Source organism: Anaerocolumna cellulosilytica (assembly GCF_014218335.1).
Classification (GTDB): Bacteria; Bacillota; Clostridia; order Lachnospirales; family Lachnospiraceae; genus Anaerocolumna; species Anaerocolumna cellulosilytica.
In genome coordinates this window covers 3,790,775-3,807,571 of record NZ_AP023367.1, presented here as the reverse complement: position 1 = coordinate 3,807,571, position 16,797 = coordinate 3,790,775, and the positions used below count along the sequence as shown (strand labels likewise).

10 protein-coding genes are annotated in these 16,797 nt (G+C 37.5%); 8 read left to right on the top strand and 2 right to left on the bottom strand.

The genetic code is table 11. The features are described 5' to 3' along the window. The first annotated feature begins 210 nt into the window (after positions 1 to 210). The 6 genes from acsn021_RS15695 (at position 211) to acsn021_RS15670 (ending at position 10,134) form a co-directional block, all read left to right on the top strand. Positions 211 to 3,147 carry an ABC transporter substrate binding protein gene (locus tag acsn021_RS15695; RefSeq protein ID WP_184095626.1) on the top strand — a complete coding sequence of 979 codons (2,937 nt, stop codon included), beginning with the start codon at positions 211 to 213 and terminating at the stop codon, positions 3,145 to 3,147. A 317-nt stretch (positions 3,148 to 3,464) separates the two neighbouring features. Then, positions 3,465 to 3,659 carry a CDIF630_02480 family spore surface protein gene (locus acsn021_RS15690; protein ID WP_184095628.1) on the top strand — a complete coding sequence of 65 codons (195 nt, stop codon included), beginning with the start codon at positions 3,465 to 3,467 and terminating at the stop codon, positions 3,657 to 3,659. 156 nt (positions 3,660 to 3,815) lie between these two features. Next, positions 3,816 to 7,349, top strand: a complete 3,534-nt coding sequence (gene nifJ / locus acsn021_RS15685; protein WP_184095630.1) for a pyruvate:ferredoxin (flavodoxin) oxidoreductase — start codon at positions 3,816 to 3,818, stop codon at positions 7,347 to 7,349. 358 nt (positions 7,350 to 7,707) lie between these two features. After that, a complete protein-coding gene (locus tag acsn021_RS15680) occupies positions 7,708 to 8,520 on the top strand; it encodes a methionine ABC transporter ATP-binding protein (RefSeq protein ID WP_184095632.1) in 813 nt (270 codons plus the stop codon). Continuing rightward, complete coding sequence (locus acsn021_RS15675) at positions 8,517 to 9,215, top strand: methionine ABC transporter permease (protein ID WP_184095634.1); 699 nt, start codon at positions 8,517 to 8,519, stop codon at positions 9,213 to 9,215. Before acsn021_RS15680 ends, acsn021_RS15675 begins: the two co-directional genes overlap by 4 nt. A 1-nt stretch (position 9,216) precedes the next feature. Then, the gene (locus acsn021_RS15670; protein ID WP_184095636.1) at positions 9,217 to 10,134 is read left to right on the top strand and encodes a MetQ/NlpA family ABC transporter substrate-binding protein; all 918 of its coding nucleotides are present in this window, start codon (positions 9,217 to 9,219) and stop codon (positions 10,132 to 10,134) included. 122 nt (positions 10,135 to 10,256) lie between these two features. Here acsn021_RS15670 and acsn021_RS15665 read toward each other — a convergent pair whose 3' ends face one another. Continuing rightward, complete coding sequence (locus acsn021_RS15665; RefSeq protein WP_184095638.1) at positions 10,257 to 10,598, bottom strand: cupin domain-containing protein; 342 nt, start codon at positions 10,596 to 10,598, stop codon at positions 10,257 to 10,259. A 238-nt stretch (positions 10,599 to 10,836) separates the two neighbouring features. Here acsn021_RS15665 and acsn021_RS15660 point away from each other — a divergent pair, with 238 nt between their 5' ends. After that, complete coding sequence (locus acsn021_RS15660; RefSeq protein WP_184095640.1) at positions 10,837 to 12,531, top strand: methyl-accepting chemotaxis protein; 1,695 nt, start codon at positions 10,837 to 10,839, stop codon at positions 12,529 to 12,531. A 167-nt stretch (positions 12,532 to 12,698) separates the two neighbouring features. Here acsn021_RS15660 and asnB read toward each other — a convergent pair whose 3' ends face one another. After that, on the bottom strand, positions 12,699 to 14,552 hold the full coding sequence (gene asnB, locus acsn021_RS15655; protein WP_184095642.1) for an asparagine synthase (glutamine-hydrolyzing): 1,854 nt from the start codon (positions 14,550 to 14,552) through the stop codon (positions 12,699 to 12,701). A 283-nt stretch (positions 14,553 to 14,835) separates the two neighbouring features. On the opposite strand from asnB, the gene acsn021_RS15650 reads away from it, so the two are divergent. Continuing rightward, complete coding sequence (locus tag acsn021_RS15650; protein ID WP_184095644.1) at positions 14,836 to 16,629, top strand: methyl-accepting chemotaxis protein; 1,794 nt, start codon at positions 14,836 to 14,838, stop codon at positions 16,627 to 16,629. Positions 16,630 to 16,797: the final 168 nt, after the last annotated feature.

The window sequence follows — 16,797 nt, the reverse complement described above, 5'->3', positions numbered from 1 at the left end:
AAATTAGATTCGGGTGCATGAAGTACATATACAGTAAATTATATAGTTTTTTTCTATTAGTACTTTTATATTTAACAGTAAACTAGGTTGATTCAGTCATTTGCTTTATTCTGTGTTAAAGTTTAGATAATTGTGGCGAAACTTTGTATAATATGGTATAATATGTAATTATAAATCGTTTATCTAGACATTAAAAAAGGGGAGACGCAAATGGAGAATGGTAAGCAAAGAAGACTTGATTTTATATGTATGACAGGCTTTATGATTGTATTTGCCAGCTTGCTTATGATACTGTTGATGCCTAGGGTATATGCATGGGAAGAAAGAAAAAGAGTATTATACATTAGTTCATATAATGAGAATTTTCCCAGTGTGCCGGAACAGATAGATGGAATACGCAATGTGCTGGAACCGGAAGGGGTTCACTTGGACTTAGAGTATATGGATACCAAACGGTTTTATACAGAGGAAAGCATTCAACTTTTTCACGACACTCTAAAATATAAGATGGAAAATCTTCCCCCCTATGATGCTATACTTGTAGGAGATGACAATGCCCTGCAATTTGTGCTGGATTATCAGGAGGAATTGTTTCATACGATACCGGTGGTCTTTTTAGGGGTAAACGATGTAAACCGTGCCGAACTGGCAGAGGAAGATGAATATATAACAGGAATTATTGAAGAAATGTCTATAAGGGACAACATAGAACTTGGTATAAAGCTTAATCCGGCAGCGGATAAAATAGTTGCAATTTTTGACGATACCCTAACAGGATTGGGAGACAGGAAACAGTTTTATCAATATGAAGACGATTTTCGTGACTTACAATTTAAAGGTATTAATACCTCTTTATACACCTTCAAGGAATTAGAGCAGATTCTGGAGGAGATTAAAGAGGATACCATTGTACTGTATATGAGCATGTATACAGATAGTACCGGTGCCAGCCTCACCATACCGGAAGCTGTAAATATGCTGAAAGAACATACGAAGGTACCGATTCTCAGGGCAGCGGTTGGAGGTGTGGGGGAGGGTATTCTAGGAGGAAAAATGGTATCGTATCAGGAGGCGGGAAGGCAGGCAGCCGATATAATACTTAAGGTCTTTAATGGAACACCCGTATCTACTATATCCGTAGTGCAGGAGAGCCCTAATTATTACATTTTCGACTATGAAGTCCTTCAGAAATATAACATTGATGAAAAGATATTACCTGAGAATTCTACAGTCATAAATCGGAAAGTCAGTTTTTTTGATACAAACAAGCAATTGGTTTTCAATGTCAGTGTAGTTTTAGGATTCCTCTGTGTACTTATTACAGTTCTAGCCTATGATAATATAAGACGGAGAAAAATGGAAAAGGAATTGCAGGAAAGTCATGAAGAATTAACCCAGACTTTTGAAGAATTAACCGCCTCTGAGGAGGAATTAAGAGCACAGTATGATACGATACAGGAGCATGCAGATGAGATTGAAGTGCTCAATCAAAAATACGGTATAGCCATTGAAAGTACAGAAAGTGCGGTTTGGGAATATGACATAGAAAAGAAGGAATTTTATATATCAAAACATTTTCTGCGTGGAATACATTCCTCCATGTGTGACCGTGAAAGCATTGATAACATTTTTTGTACTCTTTTTGACGAAAAGGGCAAAAGAAAAGTGCTTAAAGAATATCAACGGTATAAGGAAGGAAAAACGGATAAAATTAATATTCAGCTTCCGATTTATGATGAAAATTTTAATAGACGCTGGATACTGGTTAGAGGAAAAGAAGTGGACAACAGGGGAGACAATAAAATTCTCAATGGTATTTTATTAGAAATTACAAAAATGAAGGAGCAGGAGGAGTACATAGAGCATCTGGCACGACATGATTATCTTACCAATCTGCCCAATAGACTTACCTTTATGGATAAATTACATAAAGACTTATCACTTGGCATACCCGGAGCCATCCTGTTGTTAGACATAGATAACTTTAAAAGTATAAATGATACGATGGGGCATATCTATGGTGATAAGATATTACAAGAGATTGCTGACCGGCTATCAGGACTTGTGGATGATAAATTATTTGTATCAAGATTTGGCGGTGATGAATTCCTTATTTTGTTATCCGGAATCTCAAAATATGAGGATGTGGAAAGCTACGTATTAAACATGACAAAATTATTTGACGGTCCTTTTGTACTGGAAAAGAAAGAAAATTATATACAGTTCAGTATCGGTATTACCTGCTTTCCTTTTGACAGTAGTGATATAGATCAATTAATTATAAATGTGGATACTGCCATGTATCATGTAAAACGAAACGGAAAAAACAATTACATGTTCTATTGCAATCAGATGCAGGATGAGGTAAAAAATAAAGCAGAGATTGAAGGAATACTTCGTGCAGCAATAAAAGAAGATGGATTTGAGCTTGCTTATCAGCCCCAGGTTAATGTAGGGAGTGCAGAAATAGAAGGATTTGAGGCCTTACTCCGGTTAAAGCATTATCAATTGTCGCCGGATAAATTCATAGAGATAGCAGAAGAGACCGGATTGATTAAAGAAATGGGCAGATGGGTTACGACTGAGGTTATAAGACAAATTGCAGACTGGAGAGATAAAGGTTATGAACTTAAACCAGTTGCCATAAATTTTTCCAGTAAACAACTCAGAGATGATGAATACGTAGATTTTCTGGATAAAACCCTGCAATTTTATAAGGTACCCCCGCATTTTATAGAAATTGAGTTTACCGAAAGTATTCTTCTTGAAAATAATTCAGATACTGCTAGGTTTATCCAGAGTTTTAAAAAACTTGGAATCAGACTTGCCTTAGATGATTTTGGAACAGGGTATTCCTCATTAAATTACCTTACCTTTATTCCTGTAGACAAAATCAAACTGGATAAATCACTTTGCGAAAAATTTCTTGGAATGGATAATATAAAAGCAATGAACAGTCTAATTGCTCTGGTACACAGTCTGCATTTGGTAATCACGGCAGAAGGAATTGAAGATATTGAGCAGTATGAACGTTTAAAAGCTGGAGGTTGTGACTATATTCAGGGCTATTTATTTAGCAAGCCGTTGAAAAAAGAAGAAGTTGAAAAAATTTATAACTGCAATTTTACAAATAAAATAAGACATTAACTGTTCTGTCATAAAAAAGATGCAAATCAAATTCCTTTTTTGGTATTTAATTTGCATCTTTTTTGCTGTTCATGATTGTATATTTTCTGGAATTTTTGGAGAATTTATTAGTATTGGGAATATTGATTCCAAATCTGCTATGTACCATATTGTGTAAGATAGAAAATTAAGTATAAGAATGGGGTTTACAATCGAAAACCTTCAACTTTTTTCTTGTGGCAGTATCGCAGGCAGGCCTGCGGAATACGATGTGCGTAAAGCAGTGACGACAGACATACTGAGGCAATCTAGAATGATAAAAAAGGAGAATATAGGAAATGGAAGAAAAAAAAGAAAAAACATTAAGTGGCTTTGATAACAAAAGGTTAACAGAGGTTGATGCCACCAATTGTGAGTGTACCGCTGCTTGGGCAAATGCAGAGAAGGTTTTAGATGGAAGTCAGGTGGCAATACCGGCTGAGTATGATGTTGAGAAAGCAAAAAACTGGGTTGATAACGGAAGTAAACTATAGAAATAAGTATTATCATAAGTACGGATTGATAGGATACATGATATATACAGTGGATAATATAATTCGCACCCTCATTTGTGGACAAGTCACATCTGCAAGCAGATGTAGTAGGCAATAAAAGTGATAGAAACAAAAATATAGAAGTGGAGATAAACTATGGCAAAGATTCAGATGACAGTGGACGGCAATTCCGCCGCAGCCTATGCAGCCTATGCTTTTACTGAGGTTGCAGCAATTTATCCAATTACACCCTCCTCCGGTATGGCAGAAATAACGGATGACTGGGCGGCAAAGGGAAGAAAAAATATATTTAATCAGGAAGTAAATGTAGTAGAAATGCAGTCAGAAGCCGGTGCAGCAGGAGCTTTTCACGGTTCCTTGCAGGCAGGAGCCCTAACAACTACCTTTACGGCTTCTCAAGGCTTGTTACTTATGATTCCCAATATGTATAAGGCAGCAGGTGAGCTTCTGCCCGGTGTCTTGCATGTTAGTGCAAGAGCTCTTGCTACCCATGCGTTGAGTATTTTTGGAGATCATCAGGATGTAATGGCTGTAAGACAGACCGGATGTGCAATGCTTGCCAGCGGTTCAGTACAAGAGGTTATGGACTTGGCTCCGATAGCACACTTATCGGCATTAAAAGGCAGACTACCTTTTGTTCATTTTTTTGATGGATTTCGTACTTCACATGAAATTCAAAAAGTGGAGGCTCTAGAGTATGAGGATTATGCCAAATTAGTAGACCATAAGGCTTTGGAAGAATTTAGAAGCCGTGCTTTATCACCAAACCATCCGGTTATCAGAGGTACTGCTCAAAATCCCGATATTTATTTTCAGGGAAGAGAAGCCAGTAATCCTTTCTATTGCAATTTAATTCCGGTAGTAGAAGAATATCTGGAGAAAGTGGGAAGTTTAACTGGCAGAAAATATGGTTTGTTTGATTATTACGGTGCTCCTGATGCGGAATATGTAATTGTAGCCATGGGTTCGGTCACAGAAACCATTGAAGAAACCATCGATTATTGCAATAATAAGGGTGAAAAGTATGGATTGATAAAAATCCATCTATATCGTCCCTTTAGTATGAAGCATTTTATAAATGCATTGCCAAAATCCGTCAAAAAGTTAGCGGTTCTAGACCGTACAAAAGAACCAGGAGCAATCGGAGAACCATTATATCTGGATGTCTGCGGATGTTTTAGCGAAGTAGACAATGCACCGGTTATTGTTGGAGGGCGTTTTGGATTGGGTTCTAAAGATACCAGACCGGCAGATATTGCTGCTGTTTATGAAAATTTAAAACAGAAAAGCCCTAAAAACCGCTTTACGCTTGGTATACAGGATGATGTAACCGGTACTTCTTTAGAGCCTGCTATGAGTTTTACTACAGAACCAGAAAGCAGGAAATCCTGCAAGATATGGGGACTTGGATCCGATGGTACTGTAGGTGCCAACAAACAGGCAATTATGATTATCGGTAATCAAACAGCTAATAAAGTACAAGCATATTTTGATTATGATTCTAAAAAATCCGGCGGAATTACCATATCTCACCTAAGGTTTGGAGAAACGCCTATTAAATCCACCTATCTGGTCGGCAATGCGGATTACGTAGCTTGCCATAATCAGTCCTATGTAAATAAATACGATGTTATAGATGATTTAAAACCAGGTGGTATCTTTGTGCTGAATTGCCAATGGTCAGATGATGAACTGGATGAGCATTTACCGGCACACTATAAACGGTTGTTAGCTGAAAAAGATGTACAGTTTTATACGGTCAATGCAGTTAAGATAGCAGAGGAAATCGGTCTTGGCAACCGTATTAATATGGTTATGCAGGGAGCGTTCTTTAAACTGATTAACATTTTACCGGAGGATACGTTCATTAAGGCCTTAAAGGAGGCAGCTACCTATTCCTATAATAAAAAGGGAGAGAAGGTAGTAAAGATGAATCATGATGCCATTGAAAAGGGTGTGCGCCTGATTCATAAGGTAAACATTCCTGCCGGTTGGAGAAATGCCGAAGAAAAAATCCAAGCTAAGAAAGTAGAAGAACCGGAATTCGTAAAGAATATCATGCGTCCGATGCAAGAACAGAAAGGGCATAAACTGCCTGTCAGTGCATTTTCAGGAAGAGAAGACGGAACCTTTCCATCAGGATCTACGGCTTATGAAAAGCGTGGTATTGCAGTTAATGTACCAGAATGGATTGATGAAAACTGTATTCAATGCAACCAGTGTTCCTATGTTTGTCCTCATGCTGTTATTCGTCCTTTCCTCTTAAACGAAGAAGAAGTAAGTAAAGCACCAAGTACTTTTAATACTTTAAAAGCAAATGGGAAAAGTTTAGAAAATCTTCGCTTTAAGATACAAATCAGTCCTATGGATTGTACCGGCTGCGGTAACTGTGCGGATGTGTGTCCTGCCAAGGAAAAGGCGTTGGTTATGAAGCCTTTCGATACCCAAGCAGAAGTTCAAGTGGAAAATTGGAAGTTTGCTTCCTGTGAAGTTGGTTATAAAAACAATATATCATTTGGTAAGTCCTTTAAAGAAAGTCAGTTTAAAGAGCCACTTATAGAATTCTCAGGTGCATGCGCAGGCTGTGGTGAGACACCTTATATTAAGCTGATTACCCAACTATTTGGAGACCGTATGATGATTGCCAATGCAACCGGCTGTTCTTCTATATGGGGAGCTTCAGCTCCAAGTACGGCGTATTCCACCAATAGAGAGGGTCAAGGTCCGGCATGGGCAAACTCACTTTTTGAAGATAACGCTGAATTCGGTTTTGGTATGTACCTGGCAGTAAAACAGCTTCGCAGGAAACTGGAAACGGTAATGACCGAACTGATTGAAAAACCAATTGAACCATTATTAAAGGAACGGATGGAGGATTGGCTTCATTATAAGGAAGACGGGGAAGTAACCAGGGAAGTTAGTGCTAAGTTGCTGGATACACTAGAACAGTACCAGTCCGGAGATGCAGAGACTATGCAGCTTATAGAAGAAATAAAACAAAGAAAAGATTATTTGGTAAAACGTTCGCAGTGGATTGTCGGAGGTGATGGCTGGGCGTATGATATAGGGTATGGCGGTGTAGACCAGGTACTGTCTACGGGTGAAGATATCAATATCCTGGTATTTGATACCGAAGTATACTCCAATACTGGCGGGCAGGCGTCTAAATCTACACCGGCCGCAGCGGTTGCCAAGTTCGCCACCTCCGGTAAAAAATCCGGTAAAAAGGATTTAGGTCGCATGATGATGACCTATGGTAATGTATATGTTGCGCAAGTAGGTATCCACGCAGACAATAACCAGCTGATAAAGGCTATTCGTGAGGCAGAGAATTATAAAGGTCCTTCTATAGTAATTGCTTATGCACCATGTATCAGTCATGGAATCAGAGAAGGTATGGGCAGAAGTATGGAAACAATTAAAAAGGCTGTAAAAGCAGGTTATTGGCATTTGTACCGTTATAATCCGGAATTAAAGAAGGAGGGAAAGAATCCATTTATTCTTGATTCTAAAGAACCTACAGAAAGCTTTAGGGATTTCTTAATGGGGCAGGTTCGTTACAGTTCTCTGGCAAGAACCTTCCCGGATACGGCCGAAGAATTATTTGTTTTAGCAGAAGAACACGCAAAAGACAGATATGCCACCTATAAAACTCTGGCTTCGTTATAGACTTAGGTGAGTTGTATTTGGAAGTGATATCCAATAAAATAAAGTATATCTAGATTTTAGCAAGTCAATGCAGTAGCAAGCTAAAATTTAGATATACTTTTTTTATGCAGAAAACATCAGTATTTACAAGGATTATGGTATTAAAATGCACATTGCATTACTTGACAAAAACCCTATTAATATAGTATAACTGCATATGTTATATCATTGTCGAATGTATAAAATTTAATTTGTTTTATTTCATATACAAAGATTTACTTGACAATGACCAAAAAATGAAGTATAACTATTCATACAAATCATATCAGATAAGTATGAAATAAAAGTTTATCCCATAAAATATTGAAAAGGTGAAGATATGATTCGAGTAAAAGCATTAACGAAGGAGTTTAAGAACGGTAAACAAACCTTAACAGTACTGAAAAATATTAACTTAGAAATAGAAGATGGCGATGTCTTTGGAATCATCGGTATGAGTGGTGCAGGCAAAAGCACCCTGGTTCGTTGTATCAATCTGTTAGAGCGTCCGACAAAAGGCATCATAGAAATTGATGGTGTTGACATTACGAGAAAAAGCAGAAAAGAATTACTGTTATTGCGCAAAAATATAGGTATGATTTTTCAGAACTTTAATCTTCTTATGCAGAAAAATGTTAGAAAAAACATTGCTTTTGGTTTAGAGATTACCAGATTAAAAGATTTTAAGGTAACCAGTATACCTCAGAAAGATTTTAACCGTTTAAGCTATTTTGATAAAAGGAAGATTAAAAAGGAAGAAATTAACAGACGTGTTGATGAATTGCTCGAGCTGGTGGATTTAAAAGAAAAGGAAAACTATTATCCTGCCAAGCTAAGCGGAGGACAAAGACAAAGAGTTGCAATTGCAAGAGCTCTGGCAACGAAACCGTCTGTACTGCTATGTGATGAAGCAACATCAGCTCTCGATAGTATGACCACCGATTCTATATTACGATTACTTAAGAAGATAAACGAAGAAACTAAAGTTACGATTATTTTAATCACCCATGAGATGAATGTTGTACAGAAAATCTGTAATAAAGTTGTAGTACTGGATAAAGCAGAAATTGCAGCTTCCGGCGTTACTGACGAAGTATTTAACAACAATTCTACGGAGATTGTAAAACGTTTGCTGGGAGGTGCAGAAGCATGAGTAATATTTTAGAGTATGTTCGTATATTCTTAGAAGACAATGGAGCAATGATTTCCCAGGGTATTGCTGATACCTTATTTATGACCTTTACCGCAACCTTTGCAGCATACATACTGGGCTTACCTTTAGGAATATTGTCAGAAGTTACGAGAAACGGTGGAATTCGTCCAAGACCCATATTGAATAAAATTCTTGGTATTATAATTAATATTGGAAGGTCCGTACCTTTTATCATTCTGTTAGTAGCAGTTATACCATTAACCAGACTGCTTGCAGGAACAACCATTGGACCCAAAGCAGCTACAGTTCCGTTAATTATAGCGGCGGTACCTTTTATAGCCCGTCTGGTGGAAACGTCCTTAAGAGAAGTTGATAATGGGGTAATTGAAGCGGCAAAAGCCATGGGTGCAACGGATTTGCAGATAATCTTTAAGGTAATGATACCGGAATCACTTCCCTCTCTTATACTTGGAGCCTCTCTTGCAACTATTACGGTAATAGGTTATACGGCAATGGCAGGAACAGTAGGGGGCAGGGGACTAGGAGATATCGCACAGCGCTATGGATATCACAGATACCAGCCAGATATTATGTTTGTAACAATTGTTCTGTTAATAATTTTAGTACAGATTGTACAGAACGTTGGACATATAGCTTCAAAAAAAATAGATAAAAGAGGAAAAGGAGAGATGTAACATGAAGAAATTATCCGTACTTTTAATGGCATTTGTACTTGTCAGTGCTCTTTTGGTGGGATGCGGGACAAAAGAGAATGATAATACAACAACGCCTGAACAAGGAGCAACACCTACAGAAGCAGGCAGTGAAACGGAGAAACCTGTAAAAGAGGAGACAAATACAGAAGAACCAAAAGAACTAATTAAAATAGTAGTAGGAGCCACTATTGAGCCTCATGCAACAATATTAAACTCGGAGGCTGTTAAAAATGCGTTGGCAGAACAAGGTTATTCCATTGAAGTAGTAGAATATACGGATTATGTTCAGCCGAATGCAGCAACAGAGGATGGAAGCCTTGATGCTAACTTCTTTCAGCATGTTCCTTATCTGAATGATTTTAATAAGAATAATGGAACAAACCTGGTATCTGTAGCGAATGTACACTTTGAACCACTTGGAATCTATCCCGGAAAAACTGCTTCCCTTGATGCAATACCTGATAAAGGGCAGGTAGCAGTACCGAATGACACATCAAATGAAGCAAGAGCTTTATTATTATTAGAAAAAGCTGGGCTGATTAAGTTAAAAGAGGGTGTAGGTTTAGAAGCCACCATTAAAGATATTCTTGAAAATCCTAAGAATTTAGACATTGTTGAAATAGAAGCTGCTCAGACTGCAAAGGTACTTCAAGATGTTGAATTAGCAGTAATCAACGGTAACTATGCATTAACAGAGGGTCTTTCTGCCAATGAGGACGCACTTTTAGTAGAAGATGCCCAGTCTGAGGGTTCTACTACTTATGCTAATGTGCTTGTTGTAAAAGCAGGTAATGAAGAAACAGATAAGACAAAAGCTTTAATTAAAGCAGTCACTTCTGAAGAGACTAAGAGGTTCATTGAAGAACAATGGAAAGGTGCTGTCGTACCTGTTTTCTAATAGAATAAAAAAAACTGCCGAAGGCCGGATAGAATATTCCGAACCCGGCAGTTTTTTTATAAATAAAGTTGACTGTAACTTTGGGAGGATGCATTAGGTTTTGGAATAACCGGTGAAGATCGTTAAGATGGGAAAACAACCACTAAGAGCATTTTAAAATCTGTTGCAGCATATACAGCGTGAGGAATCTCAGCAGGCATAACTAAAACCTGCCCTTCTGTTACTTTATGAACCGTATCTCCTACGGTAAATTCACCGTTTCCATCCATAACGTAGACAAAGGCGTCTCCATGTGAAGAATGTGTACTGATTTCTTCACCCTTAGAAAAAGCAAATAGGGTCATACTGACATTCTTATTTTGTACGAAAGTTTTACTAACAATCTGCCCATGTTGATAATCAACAAGATTTTTTAAGGTCAGAACCTGAGCCAAATCAATATTTTTTAATATAGATTGTTCCATAGACATTTTTCCTTTCTATTTGTTTCTTGTTACTTTTGGTATTTTATACTACTATAGTATACTCTTATTTGTATAAAGTATGTTGCAGATGCAACAAAATGACAGAAATGGAAGCAAGGTGCTTCATTGCATTTATTATCAAATAATGTTACAATATGTAATAAAGATGAGATTAATGAAAGGGCGGCCGTTACATAACAAATATAAATTCTTGACATAATATGGCCGAGGTATTTTTATGAAGATTAAATGGAAGATTGTTTCAGCAGTTATCCTGGCTTTGACCGGTTTTATTTTACTGACAAGTATTTCCTTTCACCGGATAATCACAAAACTGGTGGATGATGAAACCCTTGAACAACTTGGGAATTACTCTGAACTAGGACTAGCTTTGTTAGATGCCAACTATCCCGGAGAATGGAGAATAGAAGGAGAGAATCTATATAAAGGAGATACATTAATTAATGGTAATTATGATATAGTTGACCAATTTACAGGGAATACAGGTATCCAAGCCACCTTATTTGCAGGAGATACAAGAGTATCAACGACGGTAATTGATGATAATGGAAACCGCCAGACTGGTACACAGGCATCGGAGGATGTAATAGAAACCGTGCTTTTATCCAATTCAGACTATATTGGAAGTGCCATGGTTGCGGGAAAAAAGGCAGATGCATATTATATGCCCATAGTTGATGGCAGCGGAACAGCAATTGGTATGTGGTTTGTGGGTATTTACAACTATGAACTAGAGGCGAAGATAGCAGAATATTTAACCTGGATTATTGTAATTCTGCTGGCAGTTCTAGTAATTGGTGTCCTGCTCTCTTACCTGTTAGGAAATAGTATAGCACATGGTTTTAACCAGATTAAAAATAATATGCTAAAGATGGAGCAAGGTGACTTAACTATTGCACTCAAAGAAAAATTTGCCAAGAGAAAAGATGAAGTGGGAGATATAACCCGTTCCTTCTTCCAAATGCAAAAACAGATAGCCCGAACCATGGAAACAATACGTACAGAAAGCCAGAATATACAGGATTCAACAGGTATCTTAGAAGGCAGTGCAAAAGATGTGTACAGTGATATTGAAAATATATCAGCAACCACAGAGGAATTGTCAGCAAGCATGGAAGAAACCGCAGCATCTACCCAGGAAATCGGGTATACTGCTCAGGAGGTTGAGAAAGAAGTTGGAGTAGTAGCTGATAAATCCAACAATGGCTTACAACTAGCAGTGGAAATTAAAGAAAGAGCAGACAAGCTGAAAGCAGCAGCCTTGGAATCTCAGAAAAATGCTGTTGGTATCTATGAAGAAGCCAATAACCAGTTAAGACGTTCTATTGAAAGAACAAGTGCTATAGAGGAAATCAGGTCTTTGTCAAAAACCATATTAGCGATTACAGCCCAGACAAATTTATTAGCTTTAAATGCATCCATAGAATCTGCCAGAGCAGGAGAAGCTGGTAAAGGTTTTGCAGTCGTAGCCAATGAAATTCGGCTTCTTGCAGAGAATTCAAAAGCAGCAGTATCAAAAATTGAAGATATAACAACCGAAGTTGCTAATGCAGTGGAAGAATTGGTGGAGGATTCTGTAAACCTTCTGGAATTTGTAGATGACAAAGTAATTGCAGATTATAAAACCATGGTAACTACCGGAGAGCAATATTATAGGGATGCCAGTGAATTTGATGAAATGGTGGCAGAAATTAAAAACTCTGCTTATAAGCTACAAGAATCCATAGTATACATTAAAACGGCTATTGATGAAGTAACCATAGCTACCAATGAAGGAGCTACCGGAGCTTCTGACATTGCAGAAAAAGCTACCTCCATTGCTGCTAAAACAAGCGATGTACTGCGCCAAGCACAAGGTAACAGGGAAAGCGCTGTGAGCTTAAACGAACAAATACAATTTTTTAATTTTTAACATAAAAGTAGTGTAAAAACTTATATTGGATTACGAAAAGAAGCTCTATGACTTTTTCTTATGCACTGAATTCAAGACAACAACTCTTTCAGACAGTGGATGCAGGAAAGCACAGAGCTTCTTATAACATTACGCTTGGTTTTACAAAACCATTTATGAAAATAAAACTATATAACAATATCAATCTTGTATTTACTCAGCCAATAATTTACCTGCAGCATATAAGCAAGCATCTGGGGACCTGCCATAAGCTGACCAAACCAAGGCTTTCCGTAATCCGACGGAGTATTAATAAAGTACTGTACCTTATCTTTATCAACCAGTGCATTAATTGGAGATGAATTGTCTGATAACACATCTAAAAGACGGTTTGCCAGCAATTTTTCATACAGCGGATTATAGGTTTTTGGGTAAGGACTTTTTTTACGGTATAAAACTTCATCCGGCAGAAGTCCTTTTGATGATTCCCTTAAAAGGTGTTTTACAACACCATCCTTACACTTAATATCCCAGGGAACATTCCATACATACTCTAGTATTCTGTGGTCAGCCAAAGGCACTCTGGCTTCCAGACCTGAATACATGCTCGTTCTGTCCATTCTGTCAAGAAGTGTAACCATGAACCATTTTATATTCAGATAGGATATTTCTCTTCTTCTGGAGGTTACATCATCTTCAATAGCAATCTTTGGTGTTTCACTTACTGATTTTTCATAAGTCTTAAGGATGTAAGAGTCCAAATCCAGATTTTTAATAAGGGAATCCTTAAGCAATTGCTTTCTAGGTTCCGTATTCTTAGACCAGGGGAAGGTGTGTGACTCAAAAGCTTCCTTGCTATGAAACCAGGGATAACCACCGAAGATTTCATCGGCACATTCCCCGGTTAAAGTTACCTTATTATACTTTTTAACTTCTGAACAAAAATATAACAAGGAGGAATCTACATCAGCCATACCAGGCAGGTCTTTTGCATCAACCGCTTTATAGAGTGCATCGGCAAGCTTCAAATTATCACATTCCAGATAGGTATGATTGGTCTTAAAGTGAGATACCATCATATCTACATAAGGCCGGTCTCTAGAGGGTTGAAAGGAGTTAGCCTGAAAGTATTTATCGTTGCCGTCAAAGTCAAAGGAAAAGGTATTAAGCTGTTCCCCCAGTTTTGCAAGTTCTGTGGCACAGACTGCGGTAACGATGCTGCTGTCTAAGCCGCCGGATAGAAAGGTGCAAATAGGAATATCCGATATCATTTGCCTTTTAATGGAGTCAGTGACCAAAAAGGCAGTTTTTTCAATGGTCTCTTCATAGGTATCCGTGTGCTGGCGGCTTTCAAGCTTCCAATACTGATATTCTTTTAAGCTGTCTCTGGTGATAACATTATAATAACCTGGCAGTACTTCGTGACAATCCTTAAAGACACCGCTTCCATAAGTCTTAGCCGGTCCAATTCCAAATATTTCACAAAGACCCTGGCGGTCAATGACTGGAGAGAAGCCGGGGAATTCAAAGAGAACCTTTAATTCGGAACCAAAGATTAAAGTGCCGTTTTTATAAGAATAAAATAATGGCTTAATACCCAAACGGTCCCTTACAATACTTAAGGTTTCATGGTATGCATCCCAGAAAGCAAAAGCAAAGATGCCGTTTAATTCCTTGATAAATGCATCGCCGTATTCAATCAGGCCTACCAGTATAACTTCTGTATCGCTGGTGGTTTTAAATTTCCAGCCTCTTAATTCTAAATCATTTCTTAATTCGGCTGTATTATACAATTCTCCATTGTATATTATTGTATATGTTTTATTGCCGATTTTTCTGGTCATAGGCTGTTTACCATTGGCTAAGTCTATGATAGAAAGTCTGGCATGGGCAAAACCGATATGTTCTGCTAAGTACTGACCATGTTCATCCGGTCCTCTGTGGTTAATACGTTCCCGCATCCTATGAAGTACTTCATTCCATTTCGGTGATTCGGCCGTGTAGTTTTCTTTAAAGCTGCAAAAACCTGCGATTCCACACAAAATTGACACCATCCTTAATCATAATAGTTATAGTATGCCTCACTTTTATTTCTGATACACACATTTAAAGAAAATAATAATGAGTATTCATTTTGGACAAGGAAATAAAATTTAGCATATCTTGTAATTAAAACGCGTTTGATTTATAATAAGGGAGAAAAAGGTCACATCTGTAAGTGGAAGTGATCTAATAGGAGTAATACAATCGCAACTTAGAAAACAGCATGACTGGCTAATTTATAAATCTCAGTTTCGATTACAATAAACATAAGGAGATAATTCTATGAAAGGAACAGTAGTATCAACTTGGGTGGAATCTTGCAGGAGATTATTTGGCGTTTCTGTTGTGACGAATGCCCTAGAGTCATTCGGAGTATCTGGTGACCACATATTCACCCCCCTGGAAGATGTAGAAGATTCCGTAGCTTGCGGTGTAATCAATAAAATAGGAGAAGCAGTTGGAAAAAGTCACAAAGACATATGGAATGTTATGGGGGAAGAAAATATAAAAACGTTCAGTAACAACTATCCGGGATTTTTCCGCCATGAGACAGCATATCAGTTTTTAAAGTCTATGAATGATGTTCACATTATTGTTATGAAACGTTTTCAGGGAGCCAAGCCTCCGCTCTTAGATGTAACTCCGATTTCGTCCCATGATATTATTTTTACATACCGCTCCCAAAGAGGCATGATTGACTATCTTACAGGTTTAATCAGCGGAGTAGCCAGGTATTTTAAAGAAGAGATTCAAGTGGAAGTTTTAAGCAAACAGGAAGGAGAAACCCAGTTAAAGCTGACCTTTGAAAAAGAAATACAATTTACGAAGAAGTATAGGCTGAATCAGCTGTTATCGCTTGGTTTTATTAAGACTACTGCAATGAAAACAGCAGTAGTTAATACGGTTATGCTTGCAATACTATCTTTCTTGCTATCTCTTGGTTTAATGAAAACCTTAGTATTGACAGGTGGAGCTTTTTTGATTTCCTTAGCTTCCTCTGTGTTGATACATCGTCCCAAACAGCTGATTATGATGGAATTGGAAAAGTTAGAAAAGCGTAACTTTGTGGAGTCCGTTGTATTGAAATCAAAAGATGAATACGAAGACCTCATGGATGAAATTAACAAAATCAAGAAGAATGTTCAAAAAGATTTTATTGGTTTTAATGCGATAGTAGATGAAATGTATATCTTTAATCATTCTGTATCAGACATTGCTCATACGATGCAAAGTACATCTAATGATATTACCAATGTCCTTGATCAGGTGGCTGAAGCGGCTATAACCCAGGCAGAAGATACAGGTAAGGCAATTACGGTATTAGACAGTAGTATCCAAAATGTTACTAGTATTTCAAACGATGGACAGAAGAATAAAAGCCAGATTGAGGAAGCGGTTATTGGTATTGAAGACAGCTTTCAGAATGTGCAGGCAACGGCTGGCCAGATTACGGATGTGTTGCATCGATTTAATGAAATCCGTCACAGCAGCAATGAACTTAAGAACAACGCTGATGATATTACACAAATTGTATTAATTGTAGCGTCCATTGCAAAGCAGATTAATTTATTAGCGTTAAATGCTTCCATAGAAGCAGCCAGAGCAGGCGAAGCCGGAAAAGGTTTTACGGTAGTAGCAGAAGAGGTAAGAAAGCTTTCAGAAGAAACCAATCAGGCGGTAAGTCAGATTAATGAAAGTCTCACCGGTTTTGTCGGCAGTATTAACGAAGTAGTGGAAGGTATTGATGTACAGTATAATGTACTTGAAAATGAAAATACAAAACTAAGCGAGGCAGTTAATAGTTCTAATCAGATGAATCAGAGACTTAAGGTGGTATCTGACTTGATGATTCAAAATTCACAGGACTTAAAGCTTGAAGCAGACAATATTTCTGAACTTTTTGACGGAATTCAGAATTTAGCCTCTATCGCAGAGGAAAATTCAGCCATGACAGAGGAAGCAAATTCTAATGTAACAGTATACGTAGAACAGATAAAGGAATTAACCCACCAGATAACAGTATTTGATTCTATGATTAAAAACTTCCAGGAAGATTTAAGCAACTATGCAGTATAAGGAAACATGATGTAATGCGAATTAAAAAAATAAAAAATAGGGAAGTTTATTTATTGTGAGAAAGATATTTACAATAATACAATAAATAATATCAAGAACTAGATTTTGATATTTGTATATCAGGACATAATAATCTTAGGTAGTATTTAATTAGATTTGTATTCGTTG

Excerpts from the sequence above, each read along its gene's own strand:
- acsn021_RS15650 (WP_184095644.1), top strand. The coding sequence starts at position 14,836 with ATGAAAGGAACAGTAGTATCAACTTGGGTGGAATCTTGCAGGAGATTA.
- acsn021_RS15690 (WP_184095628.1), top strand. The coding sequence starts at position 3,465 with ATGGAAGAAAAAAAAGAAAAAACATTAAGTGGCTTTGATAACAAAAGG.
- nifJ (WP_184095630.1), top strand. The coding sequence starts at position 3,816 with ATGGCAAAGATTCAGATGACAGTGGACGGCAATTCCGCCGCAGCCTAT.
- acsn021_RS15695 (WP_184095626.1), top strand. The coding sequence starts at position 211 with ATGGAGAATGGTAAGCAAAGAAGACTTGATTTTATATGTATGACAGGC.
- acsn021_RS15675 (WP_184095634.1), top strand. The coding sequence starts at position 8,517 with ATGAGTAATATTTTAGAGTATGTTCGTATATTCTTAGAAGACAATGGA.
- acsn021_RS15660 (WP_184095640.1), top strand. The coding sequence starts at position 10,837 with ATGAAGATTAAATGGAAGATTGTTTCAGCAGTTATCCTGGCTTTGACC.
- acsn021_RS15680 (WP_184095632.1), top strand. The coding sequence starts at position 7,708 with ATGATTCGAGTAAAAGCATTAACGAAGGAGTTTAAGAACGGTAAACAA.
- acsn021_RS15670 (WP_184095636.1), top strand. The coding sequence starts at position 9,217 with ATGAAGAAATTATCCGTACTTTTAATGGCATTTGTACTTGTCAGTGCT.
- acsn021_RS15665 (WP_184095638.1), bottom strand. The coding sequence starts at position 10,598 with ATGGAACAATCTATATTAAAAAATATTGATTTGGCTCAGGTTCTGACC.